The 25013-nt window shown below is 63.9% G+C and carries 25 protein-coding genes; 12 read left to right on the forward strand and 13 right to left on the reverse strand.

The features are described 5' to 3' along the window. Window positions 1-7: 7 nt before the first annotated feature. From MUU55_RS03495 to MUU55_RS03525, 7 genes are all read right to left on the reverse strand, one after another. The gene (locus tag MUU55_RS03495) at window positions 8-1312 is read right to left on the reverse strand and encodes an efflux RND transporter periplasmic adaptor subunit (protein WP_483315987.1); all 1305 of its coding nucleotides are present in this window, start codon (window positions 1310-1312) and stop codon (window positions 8-10) included. Window positions 1313-1497: 185 nt separating this feature from the next. Beyond that, window positions 1498-2499: an ABC transporter ATP-binding protein gene (locus MUU55_RS03500; protein ID WP_244759363.1), complete on the reverse strand. Its 1002-nt coding sequence runs from the start codon at window positions 2497-2499 to the stop codon at window positions 1498-1500. Between the two features lie 11 nt (window positions 2500-2510). Beyond that, a complete protein-coding gene (locus MUU55_RS03505) occupies window positions 2511-3563 on the reverse strand; it encodes a Gfo/Idh/MocA family protein (protein ID WP_280518839.1) in 1053 nt (350 codons plus the stop codon). A gap of 8 nt (window positions 3564-3571) precedes the next feature. Next, on the reverse strand, window positions 3572-4411 hold the full coding sequence (locus MUU55_RS03510) for a carbohydrate ABC transporter permease (protein ID WP_244759365.1): 840 nt from the start codon (window positions 4409-4411) through the stop codon (window positions 3572-3574). A gap of 15 nt (window positions 4412-4426) precedes the next feature. Beyond that, on the reverse strand, window positions 4427-5380 hold the full coding sequence (locus tag MUU55_RS03515) for a carbohydrate ABC transporter permease (RefSeq protein ID WP_244759366.1): 954 nt from the start codon (window positions 5378-5380) through the stop codon (window positions 4427-4429). Between the two features lie 286 nt (window positions 5381-5666). Next, the gene (locus tag MUU55_RS03520) at window positions 5667-6926 is read right to left on the reverse strand and encodes an ABC transporter substrate-binding protein (RefSeq protein ID WP_244759367.1); all 1260 of its coding nucleotides are present in this window, start codon (window positions 6924-6926) and stop codon (window positions 5667-5669) included. A 45-nt stretch (window positions 6927-6971) separates the two neighbouring features. Then, window positions 6972-7865 (reverse strand): N-acetylmuramic acid 6-phosphate etherase, encoded by an 894-nt coding sequence (locus MUU55_RS03525; RefSeq protein ID WP_244759862.1) that lies wholly within the window; start codon window positions 7863-7865, stop codon window positions 6972-6974. A gap of 197 nt (window positions 7866-8062) precedes the next feature. Between MUU55_RS03525 and MUU55_RS03530 the strand changes: the two genes are divergently transcribed. The 7 genes from MUU55_RS03530 (at window position 8063) to MUU55_RS03560 (ending at window position 14373) form a co-directional block, all read left to right on the forward strand. Further along, on the forward strand, window positions 8063-8950 hold the full coding sequence (locus MUU55_RS03530) for a glucosamine kinase nucleotide-binding domain-containing protein (protein WP_244759368.1): 888 nt from the start codon (window positions 8063-8065) through the stop codon (window positions 8948-8950). Then, a complete protein-coding gene (locus MUU55_RS03535) occupies window positions 8947-9711 on the forward strand; it encodes a GntR family transcriptional regulator (RefSeq protein WP_244759369.1) in 765 nt (254 codons plus the stop codon). Before MUU55_RS03530 ends, MUU55_RS03535 begins: the two co-directional genes overlap by 4 nt. Window positions 9712-9731: 20 nt before the next feature. Beyond that, a complete protein-coding gene (locus MUU55_RS03540; RefSeq protein ID WP_244759370.1) occupies window positions 9732-10754 on the forward strand; it encodes an SIS domain-containing protein in 1023 nt (340 codons plus the stop codon). Then, window positions 10751-11911 carry an N-acetylglucosamine-6-phosphate deacetylase gene (nagA, locus tag MUU55_RS03545; RefSeq protein WP_244759371.1) on the forward strand — a complete coding sequence of 387 codons (1161 nt, stop codon included), beginning with the start codon at window positions 10751-10753 and terminating at the stop codon, window positions 11909-11911. Before MUU55_RS03540 ends, nagA begins: the two co-directional genes overlap by 4 nt. Before the next feature lie 71 nt (window positions 11912-11982). Then, window positions 11983-13038, forward strand: coding sequence for a dipeptidase (locus tag MUU55_RS03550; protein ID WP_244759372.1), 1056 nt, complete (start codon window positions 11983-11985; stop codon window positions 13036-13038). Between the two features lie 19 nt (window positions 13039-13057). Further along, window positions 13058-13804 carry a copper homeostasis protein CutC gene (locus MUU55_RS03555; RefSeq protein ID WP_244759373.1) on the forward strand — a complete coding sequence of 249 codons (747 nt, stop codon included), beginning with the start codon at window positions 13058-13060 and terminating at the stop codon, window positions 13802-13804. Between the two features lie 62 nt (window positions 13805-13866). Beyond that, window positions 13867-14373: a CreA family protein gene (locus MUU55_RS03560; protein WP_244759374.1), complete on the forward strand. Its 507-nt coding sequence runs from the start codon at window positions 13867-13869 to the stop codon at window positions 14371-14373. A gap of 76 nt (window positions 14374-14449) precedes the next feature. Here the strand turns inward: MUU55_RS03560 and MUU55_RS03565 are convergent, their stop codons facing one another. Beyond that, window positions 14450-14917 carry a chemotaxis protein CheW gene (locus tag MUU55_RS03565; RefSeq protein WP_244759375.1) on the reverse strand — a complete coding sequence of 156 codons (468 nt, stop codon included), beginning with the start codon at window positions 14915-14917 and terminating at the stop codon, window positions 14450-14452. Between the two features lie 2 nt (window positions 14918-14919). Further along, a complete protein-coding gene (locus tag MUU55_RS03570) occupies window positions 14920-16893 on the reverse strand; it encodes a methyl-accepting chemotaxis protein (RefSeq protein ID WP_244759376.1) in 1974 nt (657 codons plus the stop codon). A 290-nt stretch (window positions 16894-17183) separates the two neighbouring features. On the opposite strand from MUU55_RS03570, the gene MUU55_RS03575 reads away from it, so the two are divergent. The 5 genes from MUU55_RS03575 to MUU55_RS03595 all read left to right on the forward strand — a co-directional run bounded on the left by MUU55_RS03575 (window position 17184) and on the right by MUU55_RS03595 (window position 21849). Further along, complete coding sequence (locus MUU55_RS03575) at window positions 17184-17342, forward strand: hypothetical protein (protein ID WP_244759377.1); 159 nt, start codon at window positions 17184-17186, stop codon at window positions 17340-17342. A 109-nt stretch (window positions 17343-17451) separates the two neighbouring features. Continuing rightward, window positions 17452-18051, forward strand: a complete 600-nt coding sequence (locus MUU55_RS03580; RefSeq protein ID WP_244759378.1) for an SCO family protein — start codon at window positions 17452-17454, stop codon at window positions 18049-18051. A gap of 70 nt (window positions 18052-18121) precedes the next feature. Further along, a complete protein-coding gene (locus MUU55_RS03585) occupies window positions 18122-19000 on the forward strand; it encodes a 50S ribosomal protein L11 methyltransferase (RefSeq protein ID WP_244759379.1) in 879 nt (292 codons plus the stop codon). A gap of 429 nt (window positions 19001-19429) precedes the next feature. Then, a complete protein-coding gene (locus MUU55_RS03590; protein WP_244759380.1) occupies window positions 19430-19954 on the forward strand; it encodes a hypothetical protein in 525 nt (174 codons plus the stop codon). A gap of 59 nt (window positions 19955-20013) precedes the next feature. Then, window positions 20014-21849 carry an aminopeptidase P family protein gene (locus MUU55_RS03595; protein ID WP_244759381.1) on the forward strand — a complete coding sequence of 612 codons (1836 nt, stop codon included), beginning with the start codon at window positions 20014-20016 and terminating at the stop codon, window positions 21847-21849. On the opposite strand, the gene MUU55_RS03600 is transcribed toward MUU55_RS03595, so the two are convergent. From MUU55_RS03600 to panC, 4 genes are all read right to left on the reverse strand, one after another. After that, entirely contained in the window at window positions 21839-22150 is a 312-nt protein-coding gene (locus tag MUU55_RS03600) for an AzlD family protein (RefSeq protein WP_244759863.1), read from the reverse strand. The genes MUU55_RS03595 and MUU55_RS03600 overlap by 11 nt on opposite strands. Window positions 22151-22152: 2 nt before the next feature. Next, entirely contained in the window at window positions 22153-22884 is a 732-nt protein-coding gene (locus MUU55_RS03605; RefSeq protein WP_244759382.1) for an AzlC family ABC transporter permease, read from the reverse strand. A gap of 287 nt (window positions 22885-23171) precedes the next feature. Further along, window positions 23172-23996 (reverse strand): 3-methyl-2-oxobutanoate hydroxymethyltransferase, encoded by an 825-nt coding sequence (panB, locus tag MUU55_RS03610; protein WP_244759383.1) that lies wholly within the window; start codon window positions 23994-23996, stop codon window positions 23172-23174. A 1-nt stretch (window position 23997) separates the two neighbouring features. Then, window positions 23998-24861 carry a pantoate--beta-alanine ligase gene (gene panC, locus MUU55_RS03615; protein WP_244759384.1) on the reverse strand — a complete coding sequence of 288 codons (864 nt, stop codon included), beginning with the start codon at window positions 24859-24861 and terminating at the stop codon, window positions 23998-24000. Window positions 24862-25013: the final 152 nt, after the last annotated feature.

Consider the following 25013-nt stretch of genomic DNA (forward strand, 5'->3'; position numbering starts at 1 on the left):
CCGGTCCTTACTTCGCCTGCTCGGTCTTGGCAGCGTCGCCGCCTTCGGCCTTGCCCGCTTCGCCAGCCTTGGCGTCGTCAGTCTTTGCTTCGCCAGCCTTGGCATCATCTGCGGCTGCACCTTCAGCCTTCGCGTCGCCGCCTTCGGCTGCCGGCTTGCCAGCATTTGCTACCGCATTCGGATCCCATTCGGAGGGCACGACTTCCCCGCCCGGCTGCACCTTCTGGAAGCCTTCGACGATGATCTTCTCGCCGTCCTTCAGGCCATCGGTGATGACCCAGCGCGTACCGGCAGCGCGACCGACGCGAACGGGACGCGTGCCGGCCTTGTTGTCGGCGGAAATGACATAGACGAGCGCGCTGCCTGAAGAATCACGCTGCACGGCCTGCTGCGGCACCAGAACGGCGCTCTTCTCGATGCCCTGCTCGATCTTCACACGCACATACATGCCCGGCAGGAGGTCACCGTCCGGGTTCGGGAATTCGCCGCGCAGCGTCACCTGACCGGTCGTCTCGTCGACGGCGGCTTCGGAGAACAGCAGCTTGCCCGGCTGCGGATAGGCCGAGCCGTCGTCCAGCACGAGCTTGACGTCGGCCGAATTGTTGTCGGCCATGAGGGCACCGTCCTCCAGAGCCTTGCGCAGACGGATGAGATCGGTCGCCGACTGGGTGAAGTCGGCATAGACAGGGTCAAGCTGCTGGATCGTCGCGAGATTTTCCGTGCCGCTCGTCGAAACCAGCGCACCTTCGGTGATCAGAGCACGGCCAATGCGGCCGCTGATCGGCGCCTTGACCTCGGTATATTCGAGATTGAGCTTGGCGGTCGCGAGACCCGCCTCGGCGATCGCGACATCGGCATCGGCCTGGGCAAGCTTGGCGACGGCATCGTCATAATTCTGCGCAGACGAGACGTTCGACTTCTTCAGCTGTTCCTGGCGGACCGTATCGTTCTTCGCCTGGGCCTGCACGGCCTTGGCGCGGCGCAGCGTCGCCTCGGCGCTATCGACCAGCACCTTGAACGGCGCGGGATCGATCCGGTAGAGCACGTCGCCCTCCTTGACCAGCGAGCCCTGTTCAAAGACGCGTTCGATGATGATACCCGAAGCGCGCGGGCGCACCTCCGCGGTGCGGGTCGCAGCGATGCGGCCCGGCAGCTCGTTGGTGATCGGCACGTCCTCGGCCTTCACGGTGATGACGGCCACCTGCGGCGGCGGGAAGGAGAAGCCCGCCTGCGGTGCCTGCTCATCGCTGCAGCCGGCGAGGATCAAAAGGGCGCCAAAGGTCGCAATCGAAATCGGTCTCGTGAAACGCATGGGTTCTTCCATAGGCGATGCCGGCTAAGGCGGCGGTGCTAAAAACGAATAGATGCGGTGACCGGAAAGCCACCGCATCGCAACATACAAACATCGCTGTATGTTAATTCCTGATGTTTGACAATCGTAGATCACGGCCGTGCGGGCCGCAATCCACCCCGATCACGAACTCGTGATGAGGGACCTCACCGTATTGCCTGGCCATTTGCGTCGAAGCGATGCGTCTGGCCCGACGATGGCGTCGCATACACCGCGTCGCCCGGCGCATAGTGATGTTCGCCGAACAGGCGCACGGTGAAGGCACCGACCTTGTCGGATTCGAGATAGACGATCGTATCGGCGCCGAGATGCTCGACATGCACGGCCTTCGCCTGCCAGTCACCGCCATCGCGCGACAGAGCGATGTGCTCGGGCCGGACACCGAAGGTCTTTGCGTCGGTGATACCGAGACGGCTCGCCTCGATGAAATTCATACCCGGCGAGCCGATGAACCCTGCAACGAACAGGTTGGCCGGCTTGTTGTAAAGCTCCATCGGCGAGCCGACCTGCTGGATGACACCGGCATCGAGCACCACGATCTTGTCCGCCAGCGTCATCGCCTCGACCTGGTCGTGCGTGACGTAGATCATGGTTGCCTTCAGATCGCGGTGCAGCCTGGCGATCTCCAGGCGGGTGTTGACGCGCAGCGCCGCATCGAGGTTGGAGAGCGGCTCGTCGAACAGGAAAAGTTTTGGTTCGCGCACGATGGCACGGCCGATGGCGACGCGCTGGCGCTGGCCACCCGACAGTTCCGCCGGGCGACGGGCTAGGTACTTTTCGAGCGACAACATCGCCGAGGCCTTGGCAACGCGCTTTTCGATTTCGTCCTTCGGAGCGCCGGCCTGCTTTAGGCCCAGACCCATATTGTCCTTGACCGTCAGGTGCGGATAGAGCGCGTAGGACTGGAACACCATGGCAATGCCGCGCTTGGCCGGCGGCACGGTCACGACCTCCGTTCCATCGATGGTAATCGAGCCAGACGTCGCATCCTCAAGGCCGGCGATGATGCGCAACAGCGTGGACTTGCCGCAACCGGAGGGGCCGACGAAGATGACGAACTCGCCATCCTTCACGTCGAGGTCGATGCCCTTGATGACGTCGACATTGCCGAAGGACTTGCGTACGGATTTGAGTTGAAGAGAGCCCATCCGAATTCCCCTTAAAGCTTGACCGTCTGACCGGTTCTGACACTTTCATCGGCTGCGAGGCAGATCCTGAGCGATTGCACCGCATCGTCCATGTGACGCGTGAGATCGATGTCTTCGCGAATGGCCTTCAGCACGAAGGCCTGCTCACGGTCGCAGAGTTCCTGGTGGCCGGGCTCGCCCGCCATCTTCAGGTCCTCGTCCGGCGACAGGAACTTGCCGTCAGGGCCAGTGGCCGCATTGTGAACGCGGATCACCGCCGTCTTGGTGTGCGTGTCGATATCGTCGGACTTGGCATTCGGATCCATGACGATGGAAACCGAGCCGTTCGGCGACATGACGTCCTTCACGAAGAAGGCGGTTTCCGAGATCATCGGCCCCCAGCCCGCCTCGTACCAGCCGAGCGAACCGTCGTCGAACAGCACCTGCAGATGGCCGTAGTTGTACATGTCCGGCTTGATCTCGTTCGACAGGCGCAACCCCATGCCACGCACCTCGACGGGCTTGGCATCGGTGATCTGGCACATCACGTCGAGATAGTGCACGCCGCAGTCGACGATCGGCGGGGTGGTGTCCATCAGCGCCTTGTGGGTGACCCAGGTCGGGCCGCTGGACTGCTGGTTCAGGTTCATGCGGAACACGTAGGGGCCGCCCAGCTTGCGGGCTTCCTCGATGAGGCGGATCCACGAGGGATGGTGGCGCAGGATGTAACCGACGACCAGCTTGCGGCCGTTCGCCTTGGCGCAGGCGACTACCCGTTCGGCGTCGGCGACGGTGGTCGCCAGCGGCTTTTCGAGGAAGACATGCGCACCGGCTTCGAGGGCTGCGATCGCATATTCGGCATGGCTGTCCGAATAGGTGCTGATCGAGCACAGCTCCGGCTTGAACTCATGCAGCGCATCGAGAAACGACGGGTGGATCTCGTAACCCTCGAGCCCGGCCGGAACCGGAACCTTCGAGCGATTGACCAGGCCGACGATCTCGTAGCCGGGGTTTTCGTGATAGGCGAGCGCATGGCTCCGGCCCATGTTGCCGAGACCGGCGGAAAGAACGCGAATGGGGGTCATGACTGAACTCACTTGACTGCTCCGGAGGTGATGCCGCGGATCAACTGCCGCGAGAAGACGAGATAGAGGACGAGAACCGGGAATATCGCCAGCGACAGGGCTGCCAGCACCGCGTTCCAGTTGGTGACGAACTGGCCGATGAAGATCTGCGAGCCCAGCGTCACCGTCTTGGTCGCCTCGGAGGGCGCCAGGATCAGCGGGAACCACAGGTCGTTCCAGATCGGGATCATCGTGAAGACCGCGACCGTCGCCATGGCGGGCCGCACCAGCGGCAGCACGAGACGGAAGAAGATCGCGTATTCCGAAAGGCCATCGATGCGCCCGGCATTCTTGAGATCGTCGGAAACGGTCCGCATGAATTCCGAGAGGATGAAGACGGCAAGCGGAATGCCCTGCGCGGTATAGACGAGGACCAGCGCCGTCAGCGTGTTGACGAGGCCCGTCGCCACCATGCCCTGCAGGATCGCCACCGTGCCGAGACGGATCGGGATCATGATGCCGATGGCGAGGTAGAGGCCCATCAGCGTGTTGCCGCGGAAGCGGTATTCGGACAGTGCGAAGGCGGCCATGGCGCCAAACAGCAGCACCAGCGCGATGGAGGCCACCGTGACGATGAAGCTGTTCTGGAAATAGGTCGCAAAGTCTCCCTGCCCCAGCACCGTATAATAGCCGACGAGATCGAAGGTCTTCGGGCTCGGCAGCTGCATCGGGTTGCGGAAGATCGCGTTGCGATCCTTCATCGAGTTGATGAGCGTCAGGAACACCGGGAAGACCGAGATGATCGCGTAGCTGATCAGCGCCAGATGAACGAGGGATGTGCGGGTGAGAGAAGCGCGTGCTTTAGACATGTCCTGCCCTCCCGATCAGAACTGGTAGCGACGCATGCGCCGCTGGATGACGAAGAGATAGAGCGACACGCCGGCAAGGATGATGAGGAACATGACCGTCGCGATCGTCGCGCCCATCGAGCGGTCGCCGAGCTGAAGCTGGAAACCGAAGAAGGTACGGTAGAGCAGCGTACCCAGGATATCCGTCGAACCATCCGGCCCGGCCAGCGCGCCCTGCACGGTGTAGATCAGATCGAAGGCGTTGAAGTTGCCGACGAACGTCAGGATCGAGATGATGCCGATGGCGGGAAGGATCAGCGGCAGCTTGATCTTCCAGAACTGGCTCCAGCCGGTAACGCCGTCGCACTCGGCCGCCTCGATGACCTCCTCCGGAATATTGAGAAGCGCCGCATAGATCAGCATCATCGGAATGCCGACATATTGCCAGACCGAGATCAGCGACACGGCGATGAGCGCCGAACCGGGCTTGCCGAGCCAGGGTGAGAACAGCGATTTCAGGCCAACGACATCCAGAAGGAAGGGAGAGACGCCCCAGATCGGCGAGAGGATCAGCTTCCAGATGAAGCCGACGATCACGAAGGACAAGAGCGTCGGCAAGAAGATGGCGGTGCGGTAGAATGAAGCGAAGCGCAGCTTCGGCAGCGAGAGCATCGCGGCAAGCGCCACGCCCATCGGGTTCTGGACCAGCATGTGGATGACGAAGAAGATGAAGTTGTTCTTCAGCGCGTTCCAAAAGTCATGCGCCCAGCGCTCGTCGCCGAACAGGACCTTGAAATTGCCAAGACCAACGAAGGTCGACTGGCCGTCCACGGTGTTGAACAGCGACAGACGCAGCGTCTCGACGAGCGGCAGGATCATCACCGCCGAATAGACGATGAAAGCCGGCAGCAGGAAGACGACGATATGCCAGCGCGTCGGGCGCTTGATCACAGGTCCTGTTGCATCATGGGTAGAAGGTGTGTTGCTCATGGCCCTGCCTGCCCCTCCGTTTGTTGTCGTTAAATCCGCATGCGCGAACGCCCTGCGCGACAGCACCAGCCGCACATGACAAAATCAGCATACACATTAGTGACGGGGCCGCGCCCCGAATTTGCCCTTCGGCATCCTCTGTCCACCGGGACGAAGAGGAACAAGGCAGGCACCGGACAGTTCAAGCCGCGCCGCCTGGAAGACCTCCCCCCGAATTTTACGGGGGGAGGATCGGCGCAGGGAAATACCCGCGCCTCAAGCAGAGTTCAACAGCCGGAAACCGGACTTACTTGGCCGGCTTGTACCAGCTGTCGAGGCCCTTCTGGAGCTTCTCGCCAGCGACTTCCGGCGTATCCGTGCCGTTGATAACGTTGGCCGATTCCGTCCAGGTCTCGTTTTCGAGGTTCGGCGTGCCGCGCGACAGGATCTGGTAGGTCGAGCGGATCGTCGGCTTGCACTTTTCACGCCAGGAGACGAATTCCTGGGCGAGCGGGTCGGCCATTTTCACGGCCGTCGAGTTCAGGCTGAAGAAGCCCGGCAGCGAGTTGGCGTAGATGTCTGCGAATTCCGGCGAAGACACGAAGCTCAGGAACTTCTTGGCTGCTTCCGGGTTCGCACCCTTCGGGTTCAGGCCGACGCCGATGTCGTTGTGGTCCGAGATGTAGCAGGTGTCGCCGGCATTCTTCACCGGCGGCGGGAAGGCGCCCATCTTGAACTGGGCCTGCGTGTTGAACAGGCCGATTTCCCACGAGCCGGCCGGGTAGATGGCAGCGCGGCCGAGCGTGAAGAGGTTCTGGCTGTCCGGATAGGTCTGGGCTTCGAAACCGTCGCCGAGATAGTCCTTCCACTTGGCGAGAACGCGGTAGGGCTCGACCCAGGCGTCGTCGGTCAGCTTCTGCTCGCCCTTGATGAGGGCAGCGCGGCCTTCTTCACCCTTCCAGTAGGTCGGGCCGATGTTCTGGTAGCCCATGGTCGCGGCTTCCCAGAGGTCCTTCGTGCCCATCGCCATCGGGATGTAGCTGCCTTCGGCCTTGATCTTGTCGAGGGCGGCGAAGAATTCGGCTTCCGTCGTCGGAACAGAGATGCCGAGCGTGTCGAAGGCATCCTTGTTGTAGATGAAGCCGTGGATGACCGAAGCCATCGGTACGCAGAAGGTCGTTGCGCCATCATCCGTCGTCCAGGCAGACTTGGCGACCGGCGAGAAGTTCTCCATGCCCGGCAGATCGTTCAGGCTGGCCAGGTGGCCCTTCTTGAAGAGTTCCAGCGAGGCGTCGAACGGACGGCAGGTGATGAGGTCACCGGCCGAACCGGCATCCAGCTTGGCGTTCAGCGCGGCGTTGTACTCGGTCGGCGCGGTCGGCGCGAAGACGACCTTGATGCCGGGGTTCTTGGCTTCGAAGGCCGGAATGATCTTTTCCTGCCAGATGGCGAGGTCGTCGTTACGCCAGCTTTCGACGGTCAGCGTGACGTCGGCTGCCTGGGCAAACCCGGCCGTGCCGAGGATGCTGGTTGCAAGGAGCAGACCCTTGATTGCGGTGCGTGTCATTGCATTCTCCCCTTTTATGCGCCGCAGCGCGTTTTGAGACTTTGATTATCCGAGAGCCTTGAGGGCACGCCGGAGACTTTGCCCCGACTGGATGAGCGCCGCCTTCGCGGCACCGGCATCCGCAACCCCCGCAGCCAAGAGCACGGCTTCCTTTACCGAGCCTTCGGAGCGCGCGAGAAGGCGTTCCGCCTCATCGAGACCGACACCGGAGATGTCGGAGACGATGCGGCAGGCACGCCCTTTCAATTTGATATTGTCGGCCTTGAGATTGACCATGTGGCCGTCATGCACATGGCCGAGCAGGATGCCGACCAGCGTGGAAAACATGTTGAAGGCGATCTTCTGCGCCGTGCCGGCCCCCATGCGCGTCGAGCCGGAAATCACTTCCGGCGGCGTCTGCAACAGGATCGAGACATCGGCACCCTCGAACAACGCAGCGCCCGGATTGTTGGCCATGGCGACGACCCTGGCGCCCTGCCCTTTCGCATAGGCCTCGATGGCCAGCACATAGGGCGTGCTGCCACTCGCCGAAACGGCGATCACACAGTCCTTGGCATCGATGCCGGCAGTTTCGGCATCGCCGACGGCGAGCGCACGATCGTCCTCATAGCCGCCCGCCAGATCCTCCAGGCTTGCGGCACCGCCGGCAAGCAGGATGACGATGCGATCGCGGGGAATTCCATAGGTGCCGGGAAGCTCGAGCGCGTCAGCCATGGCCATCAGACCGGAGCTGCCGGCGCCGACATAGACAAGGCGGCCGCCGGCAAGCAGCGCATCGGCGGCAAGACGGGCGGCATCGGCGATATCGGCAAGCGCGCCGTCGATCACGGCGGCCGCAGCCTTCTGGCCATCCGCAAGCAGTTTCAGCGCGTCGAGAGGCTGACGTTCGTCCAACCCCTTCGCCTGATCGTGCCTGCCTTCTGTCTTGCCTGCAGCCATCATCCACTCTCCTCTGACCCAAATTAATGCCAAAAAAATACCAATTGTCCATAGGAAATTAATTTTTGAGACCACTTTTTTGCGGTCCATTATTTTTATAATTCAAAATCAATAACTTGTTGAAAAGCTCATGTTCGATACCACCATACCCCTTGGTTAATGGTATTTTTTTGGTATCGTTGTGCTCGGAGGTGGCCATGACGGATTACATTCTCGGTATCGACGGCGGAGGAACGAGTTGCCGTGCGGCGGTCGCAAGACCAGACGGCGCCATTCTCGGTCGCGGCAAGAGCGGTGCGGCCAATATCCTGACCGACCCCAACAATGCGATCATCTCCATCACGGAGGCCGCCAAGGCCGCCTATCGCGACGCGGGGCTCGACGAGGCCGGCGTTAACGGCGCCTCGGCCTTTCTCGGCCTTGCCGGCACCAATGTCGGCGATCTCACGCGCTATGTGCATGACCGCCTGCCCTTCCGCCACACGGCCATCGATTCGGACGGCCTGATCGCCCTGCAAGGCGCGATCGGCGACGAGGACGGCGCGGTTGCGATCCTCGGCACGGGCTCTATCTATATGGGACGCAAGGACGGCACGGTCCGCTATATCGGTGGCTGGGGCTTTACCGTCGGCGATCTCGGCGGCGGCGCGCGGCTTGGCCATGCCCTGCTCCAGGAAGCCTTGCTCGCCTTCGACGGCGTGCATCCACGCTCTCCCGTCACGAACGCGGTCATCGAGGAATTCAAGAACGACCCGCGCGGCATCGTCGAATTCGCCCGGCTTTCCAAGCCCGGCGATTTCGGCCGCTTCGCGCCCCTGCTGTTCGATCACGCCGGACAGGGCGATGCCCAGGCGATCGCCATCGTCGAGACGGGTGCGACTGCGGTCAACGAATCCCTCGATGCCATCATGGCATTGGCCGGCGCATCGCGCCTCTGCCTGCTCGGCGGGCTAGCATCACTCTACCCGCAATGGCTTTCTGAAAAGCATCGTTCGATCCTGATCGAAGCCGAGGCCGACGCGCTGACGGGGGCCGTGGCGCTGGCCGCCAAGGGTTATCAAGAGCGTCAGGGGGCAGTGGCATGAGCGCATCCCTTTCCGCGATCCTCACCCCGGAGAGCCTGCAATCGGGCGTGCCCGGACCGCTCTACCTGAAACTGCGCCAGACGCTGGAGGAAGCGATCACCTCCGGCAAGCTGAACTATGGCGACGCCCTGCCCGCCGAGCGCGACCTCGCCGACCACGCCCATGTCAGCCGCGTCACCGTGCGCAAGGCCGTCGACGATCTCGTCAAGGACGGCCTTTTGATCCGCCGTCACGGTTCCGGCACCTTTGTCGCCAAGCCAGTCTCCAAGGTGCAGCAGTCGCTGTCCCGCCTCACTTCGTTCACTGAGGATATGGCGCGGCGCGGCCTGACGACCCGCGCGGAATGGCTCGACCGCGGCCTATTCCATCCCTCGCCGGACGAGATGATGATGCTCGGTCTGCCCGCCGACGCTCTGGTCGCCCGGCTCGGGCGCCTGCGCGTCGCCGACGACATGCCGCTCGCCATCGAGCGTGCCTGCATTTCCGCCGAATTCCTGCCGGACCCCATGCAGGTCCAGGGATCGCTCTATGCGGCGCTGGAAAAACGCGGCTGCCGGCCGGTGCGCGCCGTGCAGCGCATCTCCGCCTACAACATGAAGGATCCGGATGCATCGGTGCTCGGCGTGCCGCCGGGCTCGGCCGGGCTTTCCATCGAGCGTGTCTCCTATCTTCGCACCGGCCGGGTGGTCGAGTTCACCCGCTCCATCTATCGCGGCGACGCCTATGACTTCGTCGCCGAACTGACCTTGTCCGAGACGTGACCAACCGTAAAGGGAATTCCATGCAGACCAACATGCGCCGAGAGATCAACGAAATTCCCGAGGCCGCGGCCCGCGTCCTGGCGAATTCGGCGACCTCTATCGCCGCCGCCGGCAAGGCCCTGCGCGAACGCGACCCGCAATTCTTCGTCACGGTTGCGCGCGGCTCGTCCGACCATGCCGCCCTGTTCCTGAAATATGCCATCGAACTCACCGCCGGCCGGCCGGTCGCATCGCTTGGGCCGTCGCTTGCCTCGATCTACGGCGCAAGGCTGAAGCTCGGCGGCGGCGCCGCCATCGCAATCTCCCAGTCCGGCAAGAGCCCCGATATCGTCGCCATGGCCGAGGGTGCCACGAAGGGCGGTGCCATCTCGATTGCGCTCACCAACACGCTGCCCTCGCCGCTGGCCGATGCCTGCTCCCACTCGCTCGACCTTTCGGCCGGCCCGGAACTCAGCGTCGCGGCCACGAAATCCTATGTGAACTCCATCGTCGCCGGCCTCGCGGTACTTGCCGAATGCACCGGCGACGCCGATCTCGACCGCGCCGTGAAGGGCCTGCCGGAACAGTTCGCCAAGGCCGTCGCCCTCGACTGGTCCGACCTTGCCGACGACCTCAAGGACGCGCAGTCGCTCTACGTGCTCGGCCGCGGCCCCGGCCTCGCCATCGCCAGCGAAGCGGCGCTGAAGTTCAAGGAAACCTCCGGCATGCACGCCGAGGCCTATTCCTCGGCCGAAGTGCTGCATGGCCCCGTCGCCCTCGTCGGCCCGTCCTTCCCGGTCATCGCGCTCGCCGCCCGTGATGCGGCAGAAGCCTCCGTCACCGGCATGGCCGATAGCCTGGCTGATCGCGGCGCCTATGCCTGCGTCACGGCTGCCGGTGGGAAAAGTGCGCGAAAACTGCCCTTCGTTGCGACCGGCCATCCGATCACCGACGCACTGGCGCTGATCGTGCCGTTCTATGGCTTCGTCGAAGCCTGGTCGCGCGGCAAGGGGCTGGATCCCGACAAGCCGGTCAACCTCAAGAAAGTGACGGAAACCCGATGACAGCGCTCACCGCCATTACCGGCGCCCGCATCTTCGACGGCGATCTCTGGCACGACGACAGCGCGCTCATGATCGAGGACGGCAAGGTCGCCGCCATCGCGGGCCAGCGCGACGTGCCGACGGACGCCCGCACGGTGCCGATGGACGGGCTGTCGCTCGTCCCCGGCTTCATCGACCTGCAGGTAAATGGCGGTGGCGGCGTGCTGCTCAACGAGCAGCCCGACCTCGAAGGCATCCGTACCATCTGCGCCGCGCACGCCCGCTTCGGCACGACGGGCCTTTTGCCGACGCTGATCACCGACAATGTCGAGGTGACGACAAGGACCATTGCCGCCGGCCTTGCTGCCGAAGCGGCGAAGGTTCCCGGCTTCCTCGGCCTGCATCTCGAAGGCCCCCATCTTTCCGTCGCCCGCAAGGGCGCGCATGACCCCGCGCTCATCCGCCCGATGGAACAGGCTGATCTCGACCGCACCATCGCCGCCCGCAAGGGTCTGACGGCGCTTTTGATGACGCTCGCGCCGGAAAACGCCACGAACGCGCAGATCACCGCCCTCCACGCCGCCGGTGTCACCGTCAGCCTCGGCCATTCCGATTGCGGCTACAAGACCGCCGCCGGTGCCGTCGAAGCCGGCGCACGCATGATGACCCACCTCTTCAACGCCATGAGTCCGCTTGGCCATCGCGAACCCGGCATGGTGGGTGCGGCTCTCGACCTCGGCCATATCAATGCCGGCCTGATCGCCGACGGCTTCCATGTCGATCCGGCCTCCATCCGTGTGGCGCTGCGGGCCAAGCGCGGCCCCGGCCGCATCTTCCTCGTCACCGATGCCATGTCGACGATCGGCACCGACATGACGAACTTCTTTCTCAATGGCCGCGAGATCTTTCGCGAGGGCGGCCGCCTGACGCTGGCCGACGGCACGCTTGCCGGCGCCGATATCGATATGGCCTCGTGCATCCGGTATATGCGCGACCATGTCGGCATCGATCTGGAGGAGGCTCTGCGTATGGCGTCACTCTACCCCGCCGATGCCATCGGCATGACCGGCCGCAAGGGTCGCCTGACCAACGGCCACGACGCGGATTTCGCCGTCATCGACGACGACGTCAACGTCGTCTCCACCTGGATTGCTGGCACCCCGGTCTTCGCGGCCTGACACCTGCCGCGGTCCTTGCAGGCCGCGGCGGAATCGGCTCTACCCGGCGGGAGCAAGCATTGGAGCGGTACATGCAATTGATCTTCGACGGCCACAACGACGTTCTCCTGCGCCTGTGGGAACATGCCAAAAAGGGCGCGGACCCGATCGCCGAATTCGTCGACGGCACGGACAAGGGTCATATCGACGCCCCGCGCGCCAAAAAGGGCGGTCTTGCCGGCGGCTTCTGCGCCATGTTCATTCCGCCGAACGAAGACTATCCGCCGCGCGAGGTCGATGAGAACGGCCACTACAATATCCGCATGGTCGGCCCGCTGGAACAGCCGGCAGCGCTCCACACCGCGCTTGAAATGGCCGCCATCGCCTTCCGGCTGGAACGGGCCGGCGCGCTGTCGATCTGCCGCTCCACCGCCGATATCCGCGCCGCCTTCGCGGCCGGCCGCTTCGCCGCCATCCTGCACATCGAAGGCTGCGAGCCGATCGCCGAAGATCTGTCGACGCTCGAAACGCTTTATGCCGCCGGCCTGCGTTCGCTCGGCCCCGTCTGGAGCCGCCACAATGCCTTCGGCCACGGCGTGCCCTTCGCCTACCCGTCCTCGCCCGACACCGCACCCGGCCTCACGGAAGCCGGCGTCGAACTGGTCAAGGAATGCGACCGCCTCGGCATCATGATCGACCTTGCCCATATCACCGAGCAGGGTTTCTGGGATGTCGCGCGCGTCAGCACGGCGCCGCTCGTCGCCACCCATTCCAATGTGCATGCCCTCACGCCGATCTCGCGCAACCTGACCGATCGTCAGCTCGACGCGATCCGCGAACGCAAGGGCATTGCCGGTCTCAACTATGCCACCACCATGCTGCGCGCCGACGGCATGGAAAGCGCCGATACGCCGCTCTCCGACATGGTGCGCCATATCGACTACATGGTGGAGCGCATGGGCATCGACTGCGTGGCGCTCGGCTCGGATTTCGACGGCGCGACCATTCCCGCCTCAATCGGCGATGCCGCCGGCAACCAGGCGCTGGTCGAGGCGCTACGTTCGGCCGGCTATGGCGAAGACGACCTTGCAAAACTCTGCCGCGAAAACTGGCTGCGGCTCCTGAAAACTGTCTGGCACGAAGCCTGACCAACCTGCGGATCATCCCATGACAAAGCCCCTGATCGAACTCTGCGTCGAAGGCATCGACGGTTTCCTCGCCGCCCAGGAAGCGGGCGCCGACCGTGTGGAGCTCTGCGCAAGTCTGGTCGAGGGTGGCCTGACGCCGAGCCTCGCGACGATCCGCGCCGCGGTGAAGGCAGCGAAAATCCCCGTCCACGTCATCATCCGCCCGCGCGGTGGCGATTTCCTCTATTCGCAGACCGAATTCGAGACGATGGTCGAGGACATCAAGGCGCTGCGCAGCGAAGGTGTCGCCGGTGTCGTGATCGGCTGCCTGACGCCGGATGGCCGCATCGACGAGGCGCGCACCACGGCGCTGGTCGAAGCCGCCCGCCCGATGTCCGTTACCTGCCACCGCGCCTTCGACATGACGGAAAACGCCCATGACGCGCTGGAGGCGCTGATCCGCTGCGGCATCAACCGCGTGCTGACCTCAGGCCAGCGCGATACCGCCGTGGAAGGCATCGCCATCCTGAAGGCCGCCGTCGAGCAGGCCGCCGGACGCATCGTCATCATGGGCTGCGGGGCGCTCGACGCGGACAATATCCGCACGGTGCGCGACGCGACCGGCCTCGTGGAAATGCATTTCGCCGCGCTGACCACCGTGCCGAGCGGCATGGCCTTCCGCAATCCGCATGTCGGCATGGGCGGCACCGAAAAGGACCGCGAATACGAACTGACGCTGACCGACAAGGACGCCGTGCGCGCCACCATCGCGGCGGCAAAATCGTAAGTTCAGGTCTTGCAAGCGGCAGGCGGGCGTCCTTACGTGTAAGGCGAACAAGGAGACCCGCCATGTCGCTCACGACTTTCGTGCCCTCGCTGCTTCGCACGGCCATCGCTGCCGGCGTGCTTGCACTCGCCGCCCTGCCCGCAGCCGCCGAAACGGTCGGCAAGGTCGGCGTCGACTGGATCGGCAACGATATCTATATCGACGCGGTCACCGATCCCGAGGTCGCCGGCGTTACCTGCCACGTCACCTATTTCGACCGCTCCGTCATCGACCGCCTGAAGAAGGGCAACTGGTTCGAGGACCCTTCGAACAACGCGATCTCCTGCCAGCAGACCGGCCCGATCAGCATCGGCGACATCGATCTCGACAAGAGCGGCGAAGAGGTCTTCAAGTCAGGCCTCTCGCTGATCTGGAAGTCGCTGATCGTCACGCGCATCTACGACAAGAAGAACGACACGCTGATCTATCTCGCCCATTCGCGCGAGCTGACCGAGGGATCGGCCAAGATGTCGATCTCCACCGTGCCGCTCTACGGCCAGTCCGTGACCTGGACGAACGGCAAGCCATAACGCTCACAAACACGCGAAAGCACCCGGCCGGAAACCGACCAGGTGCTTCATAACCCGAGATCCTTCCCCGCCGCGATCAGGCGGCCTGGGCAAGTTCGTCGGCGATGACGGTATCGAGGTTGAGGAAGCAGACCATCGACTTCTCGAGCGCCACGATGCCGCGGCAGAAGGCGCGCTGGGCCTCCGGAATAATTTCCGGTGCCGGCTGCAGAGCCTCGCTCTTGATGGTCATCATGTCCGAAACCTGCTCGACCAGCAGGCCGACCAGCTTTCCGGCGATGTCGGTGACGATGATCGCCGAGCGCTCGGACGGTTCCGTCATCTTCATGCCGAGGCGGCAGGCCATGTCGATGACCGGGATCACGGCACCGCGCAGGTTGATGAGGCCGAGCACATAGGGCGGCGTGTGCGGCATCGGCGTCACGGGCGCCCAGCCGCGGATTTCGCGGATGGCCATGATGTCGATACAGAATTCCTGTTCTCCCAGGTGGAAGGAGACGATTTCGAGATAGGCGCCGGACTGCTTGTTGATGGCGTTGGACATGGTCAGAACTCTTCCCAGTTCTCTGCGGCGGCTTGGGCGTTGCCCCTGGCCGCGGCACTGCTGCTGAAAGCCCCGGCAACCTTGGACACAAGGTTTCTCGCCGGGGACGGGGCGGGACGGGAGGCGGTAGAAACCGCCCTCGGGCTACCGACGGAGGCGCGCGTGCCTTCGCGGATCTGGAACTGGCCGACAAGACGCGTCAGGTTTTCCGCGTCCTGGGCCAGGCTATGGCTTGCCGCATTGGTCTCCTCGACCATCGCAGCGTTCTGTTGCGTCACCTGATCCATCTGGTTGACCGCAACGTTGATTTCCTGGAGGCCACTCGCCTGTTCGCGGGCGGCGGTAACGATGGAAGCCATGTGCTCGTGGATGCGCAGCACGTCGCCGCCGATGCGACCGAGCGATTCCCCGGTGGCCTGCACGAGACGCGAGCCGGTCTTCACTTCGTCCGACGAGCGGGTGACGAGGCTCTTGATGTCCTTGGCGGCACCGGCGGCGCGTTGCGCCAGTTCGCGCACTTCCTGCGCCACGACAGCAAAGCCCTTGCCGGCTTCGCCTGCGCGCGCGGCCTCGACGCCGGCATTGAGCGCCAGAAGGTTGGTCTGGAAGGCGATCTCGTCGATGACGTTGATGATCTTGCCGATCTCGCTGGAGGCGCCTTCGATGCGCTCCATCGCCGCCATCGCGTCGCTGACGATGCGTTCGGATTCCACCGCACTCGCCTTGGTCGAACCGACCATGCGGCCGGCTTCCTCGGCACGCGCCGTCGCCGTGCGTACCGTGGTCATGATTTCGTCGAGGGCGGCCGACGTCTCTTCGAGCGACGCGGCCTGCTGTTCGGTCCGGCGGGCAAGATCGTCGGCGGCGGCGCGCATCTGGCCGCTGTTCGACTGGATGGAGCCGGTATTGTCCTTCACCTCGGCCATGACGTTGCGCAGGCGCTCGACGGTGCCGTTGAAATCGATGCGCAGCTGTTCGAGGTCGGCGCGGAAGGGTTCGAGGATAGCGACGCTGAGATCGCCTTCGGACAGGCGCGTCAGGCCCCGGCCGAGCGCTTCGACGGCGATGCGGACCTGGCGCTCATCCTCGCGGGCGACGGCTTCACGACCATGGCGTTCGGTTTCGATGCGCGACCGGGTTTCTTCGCTCGCCTCTTCCAGTCCGCGCTTGTCGACGGCGGCAAGGCGGAAGGCTTCGGCGGCACGCGCCATCTCGCCAATCTCATCCCCACGCTCCGTGGCGGCGACGATGGTGTTGAGATCGCCCGAAAGAATGCGCTGCATGCTGTCTCGCACCGCGAAAATGCCGCGGCGGAGCATATTGCCGTGATACACGATGAGACCGAGCAGGGTCACCATCCCGAGAAGGCCGATGGCCAGCTGGTAGTGCATGGACTGGGTGGAGGCGCGCTGCGCGTCGTTGACCCGTGCCTCGAGAAGCGCGGAACCTTCCTGCGCCAATGCGCCGAGCGCCGTCGTCATGCGTTCGCCGCCGGCATCCACCGCATCGTCGAGCGACGAAAACGCTTCCATGGGCGCACCGGCCTCGATCATCGACTTGAGATCGACGGAAACGGCCTTTTCCATCATCTGCAAATCGCCGTCGAAGGTTTCGAGCAGCGCCGGCTTGCCAATTTCGGCGGCAAGCGCTCTGGCAGCGGCTGTGCCCTCCTTCAGGGTCTTCAGCGATTCCTCGATGATTCTTACGCGCTCCGGCTGGATAACCTTCTCCTCGCGGTCGATGATGCTGTCCATCGCCACGAGCACGAGATCGACATTGGCCAGCCGCATGGCACCAACGGTGTCGACCTCATCCTGAATTTGGACAGCGGCCTCGGAGGCGCTACCGATCATCGCATTGCCGTACCAGCCGGCGGCGAGCATTGTGCCGAAGCCAAGGAATGCGGCGGCGCCGAGCGTCGCGAGACGGGAATTGACGGAAAGGGTCCGGCCCTTCGCTGGATTTTCATGAGACATGATGCGGTTCGCCCGAGCCATGGCCCTCGCCATGGCATCCCCTTTTGGATTTTGGGTGAAATACGCTTCCCGCCGTCTCCCCCGGTCGTGCGGACATCATGCCCGATAGGCCGATTCCGGCCCCTTCGCGTATTCGGACCGTGACAAATTAAGATTAAACAAAACCTAAGGAAGCCGTCCCGAAATCTGCATTTTAGCAAAATTTGATAAATTCCCGCAGACCGGGATACCGGACGTTGCAAAAAGCAGACGCGGTTCCAAAATCTGCCGTTTCATGCTATCCTGACGGCATGAACAAGACCGCCCGCCGCTACACCGTCCTGCCCGTTGCGCTGATCGTGCTCGGCCTCGGCGTCATGGCCGCCACCGCCGCCTTTGCCGGCTGGATGGAGCATGGGACGGCGATCTTCCTCAGCCTTGCCGAATCCGGCATGTCCTGGTGCTTCTGATCACATTTGCGCGAGACCGCCGGGGATTGCCCCTTGCGGCATTTGGCGCCTTTGCGTGTGGTGCTGCGAGGGACTATGACACCGGCAGACATTCACCCGAAGGACTGCCATGAAGACCCTACGCCTCGTACTCTGGATCGCCGTTGCCCTCGTCGCCGCGCTGCTCGGCTGGCTGACGCTGGAGGCGACGCGCACGAAGGATGAAGTCGCCGGCGGCCCGTTCGGCGTGCCCTTCACGCTCGTTTCGCAGGATGGCAAGCCGATCACCGAAAAGGCCTTCACCGGCAAGCCGACCGTCCTCTTCTTCGGCTTCACCCATTGCCCGGAAGTCTGCCCGACCACATTGTTCGAAATGGACGGCTGGCTCGGCAAGGTCGATCCCGACGGCTCAAAGCTGCAGGCCTATTTCGTGACCGTCGACCCGGAGCGCGACACGCCGGAGCTGGTCGGCCAATATGTCGGCAACGTCTCCAAGCGCATCACCGGCATTTCCGGCCCGGTCGACAAGGTCCTTGAGATGGCCAAGGGTTTCCGCGTCTACTACCGCAAGGTGCCGCTCGACGAAAAGAAGCCCGACGGCGACTATACGATGGACCACACGGCTTCCGTCTTCCTGCTCGACGCCACCGGCCGTTTCGTCGGAACCATAGCCTACGGCGAAAACGCGGAGACGGCCGAGCAGAAGCTCGCCAATCTGATCAAGAGATAGGCGCCGATCCGGCTTTGCCCTCGGCTTTCGGACATGCTAGGCGAACCCTGAGACAACAGGGACCCCGACCGTGAGCGAAATACGCCTCTACATCACCACCACCGAGAAGCGCGCCGATATCGCGCTCTCGCTGATGACCGACGCCTTCGAGGAAGAAGGCTACGCCATCGCGACGATGGAGATCGACGAGAAGAGCGACATCTGGGAAGCCTCCGTCTACATGTTCCGTGTCGACGAGGCGGAGATCGCCGAACGCTTCACCGCCCTGCTTGCCGAGGATTTTCCGGACGCCGAGATCAAGCGCGAGGAGCTGCCGGATATCGACTGGATCGCCAAGTCGCTCGAAGGCCTGAAGCCCGTACGGGCCGGCCGCTTCGTCGTGCACGGTTCGCATGATCGCGGCACCGCCCGCCCCGGCGAAATTTCAATCGAGATCGATGCCGGCCAGGCCTTCGGCACCGGTCATCACGGAACGACAGCCGGCTGCCTCGAGGTGATCAACAGCGTCATGCGGTCCCGCAGAGTCAGGCGCGTGCTTGACCTTGGGACAGGCAGCGGCGTGCTCGCCATCGCCGCGCGAAAACTGTCGCCGGCCCAGGTACTGGCGACCGACATCGACCCGATCGCCACGCGCGTCGCCCGCGAAAACGTCCGCATCAACGGCATCGCCTCGGGCATCGCGCTGGAAACCGCCCCCGGCTTCCACTCCACCGCTTTCGGCCGCCACGGCCCCTTCGACCTCATCATCGCCAACATCCTGGCCCGCCCGCTGATGCGCATGGCGCCGCAGCTCGCCGCGCAGCTCACGCCGGGCGGCGACGTCATCCTGTCGGGCATCCTCGCCTCGCAGCGCTGGAAGGTGCTGGCCGCCTATAATGGTGCCGGCCTCAGCCATGTGCGCACCATCTGGCGCGAAGGCTGGGTAACGATCCACCTCGCCAAGCGCTGAGATCGCTCTTCCGTGATCCCCGCCTTCAAGACCGGGGATCACGCAACGGAATAACGCAGAGTCATCGGGGAAAAGAAAAAGGCGGTGCCAGAGGCACCGCCCATGGGCCGGCAAGCCGACCTGTCCGCGAGCTTGAGGAGGAGGAGTGCTCAAGCGGACCTATGTGTTCCGAACGCCTTCCCGGAGGAGGGAGGAGGAGTGACCAGAAAGACGTCTGATCGGAACACCTAGCATTTCGCCTTTCGGCGTTTCCTGTGCGATACGAAGGACTGGAGGAGGTTTCGCTTCGTTTCGCTTGAAGCGCGTTTCAAGTTCGCTTCGTTGGCGCCGCTTATAATCGATTCAGAAATTAACGACAGCGCTGATGTGGCATGGGTGCCATGCGCAAGATGCATAAGTCCAATCTGAGACCTCTTGGAACCACCTGATATGGCCGCGACCGTCATTTCCCTGTTTGCGCTTGCCGTCATCATCTGGGTGCTGTGGGCCGCTTTTCGCGCCAATGCGAAGGCCCGCCGCAATCCCCAGCGCATCGAAAGCACCATCCGCACGGAAGACGAACGCCGCCGTATCGCGATGTCGTTACGCGACCGACTGAGCCGCGAACCGCTCGGCTCCGCCCTTGCGGAACGCCTCTGGCAACGGCTGATGACGGAGGAACCGAACAATGGGCTGATCTATGACCGCCACCGCGACTTCTGCGGCCAGGGCCTCATCCGCACGCTCGAGGGCGTGATGCTGGCGGATGTGCAGGACGGCGGCTCCTATTTCGGCGCGGCGATTGCAGAATGGGCGACGGAGCGCGATTTCGTCGCCTTCTTCACTCGCCAATCGGATTTTTCCATGAGCGGCTGGGATGCCGGCGAACCGGTCTTCTTCACCGAGGACGACTGGTATCGCAACAACCAGCGCCTGACCCGCGCCGTCATGGAACGCTATCTCTCCCGCCTTTGACGCGCCCCCGCGATGGGCTAGATTGCCGCCACGATTCATCGCCTGAGCGGAAGCATCCCATGTTCCAGAGTTTCGACGTCACCTCCACGCCCCAGTTTGGCCGCGAACGGGCCGAGGCGCTCCGCGCCTCCTTCGATGCAATCGGCATCGACGGTTTCCTCGTGCCGCGCGCCGATGAATATCAGGGCGAATATGTGCCGGCTTCGGCGGAGCGTCTGTCCTGGCTGACGGGCTTTACCGGCTCGGCGGGCGTAGCGCTCGTCATGCGCGGACAGGCCGTGGTCTTCGTCGATGGCCGCTATGTCACGCAGCTCGCCGAGCAGGTGGATGGCAGCGTCTATACCGGCGGCGATCTCGTCGGCGAGCCGCCGCATCTCTGGCTGCAGAACCACGGCACCAAAGGTTTCCGGCTCGGCATCGATCCGTGGCTGCACACGGCGGCCGAAGTGCGCCGTCTGGAAAAGGCGCTCGCCACGCTCGGCGGCAGCCTCGTCTTCCTGCCCTACAACCCGCTCGACAAGGCCTGGACGAACCGCCCGGCCGAACCGCTTGGCCGCGTCACCATCCAGGCGATCGACCATGCCGGCGAACTCGCCAAGGACAAGCTGGCCAAAATGGCGGAGGCGACGGCAAAGGCCGGTGCGGATGCGCTTGCCGTCACCGACCCCTCCTCCATCGCCTGGATCTTCAACATCCGCGGCAGCGACGTGCCGCACACGCCGCATCCGCTGGCCCGCGCCATCATCCCGGCCGACGGCCGCCCCCTGCTCTTCCTCGACAAGCGCAAGACCGGCATCGAGCCCGAGGCCTATCTCACTCAGCTCGCCGACCTTCTGCCGCCGTCGGATTTCGACAATCGCATCGCCGCCCTCGCCGCCGAGGGCAAGCGCATCCTGATCGACCCCGATCAGGCACCCTTCGCGCTCGGCGAGATCGTGCGCAGCAAGGGCGGCATGCTGGTGGAGGCCATCGACCCGGCCCGCCTGCCCCGCGCCTGCAAGAACAGCGTCGAGCTGCAAGGCTCCGCCCGCGCCCATCTTCAGGATGGCGCCGCGATGGTGGAATTCCTCGCCTGGCTCGACAGCACCACGCCGGGCAGCCAGACGGAAATCGCCGTCACCAAGAAGCTGGAAGCGGTGCGCCGCAGCGTCGGCGAGCGCCACCAGAACCCGCTGAAGGACGTCTCGTTCGATTCGATTGCCGGCGCGGGCGCGCATGCCGCGATCATGCATTACCGCGTAACGACCGACACGGATGCGACCATCGAGCCGGGCACGATGTTCCTCATCGATTCCGGCGCGCAATATATCAACGGCACGACCGACATCACCCGCACGGTCGCCATCGGCGCCGTGCCTGAAGAGCAGAAGCGCTTCTTCACGCTGGTGCTGAAAGGCATGATCGGCATCAGCCTTGCCCGCTTCCCCAAGGGCACGCGGGGCTGCGATCTCGATCCGCTTGCCCGCATCGCGCTGTGGAAAGCCGGTGCCGATTTCGCCCATGGCACCGGCCATGGCGTCGGCTCCTATCTCTCTGTGCATGAAGGCCCGCAGCGCATCTCGCGGCTTTCGACACAGGAGCTGCTGGCCGGCATGATCCTCTCGAACGAGCCGGGCTACTACCGCCCCGGCGCCTTCGGCATCCGCATCGAAAACCTCGTGCATGTCCTGCCGGCCGCGGCCATCCAAGGCGGCGACATCGACATGCTCGGCTTCGAGACGCTGACCTTCTGCCCGATCGACCGCCGCCTGATTGTGGCAAACCTGCTGACGGACGAGGAACTGGCCTGGCTCAACGCCTATCACGCCGAGACGAACGAAAAGATCGCGCCGCTCCTTTCGGACGACGCGACCAAATCCTGGCTGGCAAAAGCAACGGCTCCTATCAGCCGATGACGCGACGCAGCAGCATCACCACGACCCAGCCGACGGCCAGCATCGGCAGGAGTTTCAGGCGCAGCCCCACGAGAAAGGCGACCGCCATGGTGATGCTGACATCCCATCCGCCCGTAATGGCGGCCGGCGCGACCAGCGTGGTCAAGACGGCCGCCGGAACGGCGTTCAGCGCCGCTTCGGCGCGCGGCGGAATGCGCTTCATGCGCGTGATGAAGACATAGCCGCCGACACGCGTGAGGTAGGTCGCGACGGCGCCGGCGGCGACGATCAGCAGCGTCTGCATGTGAAACATGTTCTCCATGCTCATGCCTCCCCTTCCGCAACCGTGCCGACAGGCGCCTCATCTTCCTTGTCGAGCGGCAGCAGGGCCGCGACGGCGACGCCGGCAAGCGCGCCGAGGCTGACATGCCAGGGCGAGCCGACGAAATGCATGGCAAGCACCGAGCCAACGCCGGAGGCAAGCACGACCGGCAACCAGTTGGCCCGGCTGCGGAAGCCCATCACCAGCCCCATGAAATAGACCGGCAGCAGTACATCGATACCGATCGCCCTGGGATCGCCTATCAGGTTGCCGAGCAACCCGCCGACGACCGTCAGGCAGAGCCACGGCACGTAAACGCTAAAACCGAGCACCATCAGCCAGATATAACTGACCCGAAGACCGGCATCCGCCCGCCGCTCGGTCTCGGCGAATTGCGGATCCGTCAGCAGGAACAGCGAGGTCGCCTTCTGCCAGAACGTGAGATGCCGAATATGCGGGGCGATGGCCGCCGAATAGAGCACGTGGCGGAAGTTGACCGCGAAGATGGAGAGCACGACGAGCCATGGCGCGACATGATGATTGAACAATTCGACGCCGACGAGCTGGCTGGCGCCGGCATAGAGCGTCGCGCTCATCAGGGTCGCCTCGGCGACCGTCAGGCCGTTATCGATGGAAACGGCGCCGAACAGCACGGCAAACGGCGATGCCGCAATGGCAACCGCAATGCCACGCCGAAAGGCGTCGCGGATTTCTTCTTTTGTATCGGGGGTCATGGGTCTGCTCTATGCTAGGATAGGCAAGCCATAGAGCAGGCAAGGCCCACCCGCAAACCAATATGGCTGATGGAATCATTCAACGTCGTTGATCATTCGACGCTAACTCACGTCCCGCGCTGATCAATCGCGCCCCGTGAGTATGGGGCAAACCATGACCCCCACCCCCACATCATCCTCGGGCTTGCCCCGAGGATCCAAGCCTCAAGCGAGGCGGTGCGGATGTGTGGATCCTCGGGTCAAGCCCGAGGATGACAACTGGGAGGGGAGCGGCGCTTGAAGGCCGATCACCCCTTCTTGAGCTGGAACGTATGCTCCGGCGCGGGGAAGCTGCGGGCCTTCACCTCCTCCGCATAGGTCGCGAAAGCCTCGCTCATCACGGGCGCGAGGTTAGCGAAGTGCTTGACGAAGCGCGGCTTGAAGTCGGTGAAGATGCCGAGGACGTCATCGACCACCAGCACCTGGCCATCGCAGGCGGGCGAAGCGCCGATGCCGATGGTCGGCGCTTTCACCTTGCCGGTGATTTCGCGCGCCAGCGGCTCGACCGTACCCTCGATGACGATGGCAAAGGCGCCGGCATCGTCGATCGCGGCAGCATCCTTGCGGATTTTTTCGACTTCCTTGTCGTTGCGGCCGAGCGAACGGTAGCCGCCCGTCGTGTTGATGAGCTGCGGCATCAGGCCGACATGGCCGAGCACGGGAATGCCCCGCTGCGTGAGGAAATCGACCGTCTCGGCCATTTCCGCGCCGCCCTCCAGCTTGATCGCCGAACAGCCGGTTTCCTTCAGCACGCGGGCAGCTGTCGCGAAGGCCTGCTCCTTGGATTGCTGGTAGGAGCCGAACGGCAGGTCGACGACGACGCAGGCATTGGACGAGCCGCGCATGACGGCCTGGCCGTGGGCAATCATCATCTCCAGCGTCACGCCGACGGTGGAATCCAGCCCGTAGAGCACCATACCGAGGCTATCGCCGACCAGCATGAAATCGACATGCGGATCCATCAGTTTGGCGACCGGCGTCGTATAGGCGGTGAGGCTGACGATGGGGCGTTCGCCCTTCAGGGCCTTGATGTCGGACGGGGCCAGACGGCGCTTGGCGGTGTGTACGCTCATGTCACGCGACCTTCTTCTTTGGGCTCAGCACCCGGTTATCGAGGAGCTTCGTGCTTCCAAAGCGCACGAAAAGCAACAAAAGGACCGGCCTGCCGCCAACCGTATCGAGCTCGGCCAGCGTTTCCGGATCCCTGACGGCGACGACCTCGGGCTGGGCCAGAGGCTCGCTGCGGAGGAAGGCGGTGACACCCGCCTCCAAAGCCTTCGCATCGGTTTCGCCCGCTGCGATAAGCCGTTCGGCCTCCTCCAGCGCGCGCGGCACGATGGCGGCAGCGGCGCGCTCTTCCGGCGAGAGATAGACATTGCGCGACGAACAGGCGAGGCCATCGGCCTCGCGCACCGTCGGCACGCCGATCACCTCGACAGGCTGGGCGAGATCGGCAACCATCCGGCGGATGATGGTGAGCTGCTGGAAATCCTTCTCGCCGAAATAGGCGCGGTCGGGACCGGCAATGTTGAAGAGCTTCGTCACAACCGTCGCAACGCCGGCGAAATGGCCCGGGCGCACGGACCCTTCCAGCTCTGCGCCGAGCGTCGGCACATCGACCACGGTTTCCATCGGCCGCGGATACATGTCCTCGACGCCGGGCGCGAAAAGATAGTGCACCCCCTCGGCCTCCAGCATCGCCTGGTCGCGGGCGAGATCGCGCGGATAACGCGCAAGATCCTCGTTCTGGCCGAATTGCAGCGGATTGACGAAAATGGTGGCGACGACGATGTCGTTGTCGGCGCGGGCGCGGCGCGCCAGCTCCATATGGCCGACATGAAGATAGCCCATGGTGGGCACGAGGCCGATCGTGCGGCCGTCAAGTCGATGCGGCGCGAGAGCCGCGCGCAAATCCGCGATGGTGGTGAACGTCTTCATCGGCGGCTCCTCCTTGCTCTCGCCCTCTCCCGCGGGCGATGCTCCCATGTCGTCTCTGCGGACTACTTTCCGGGGGCGCCGTTTTCTATCTTGTGCAGCGCAAAAAGACAATCGGGAAAGACTTTTGGCAGCCATCGCTTAACCCGCTGGGC

The organism is Shinella curvata (assembly GCF_022899935.1).
GTDB lineage: Bacteria > Pseudomonadota > Alphaproteobacteria > Rhizobiales > Rhizobiaceae > Shinella > Shinella curvata.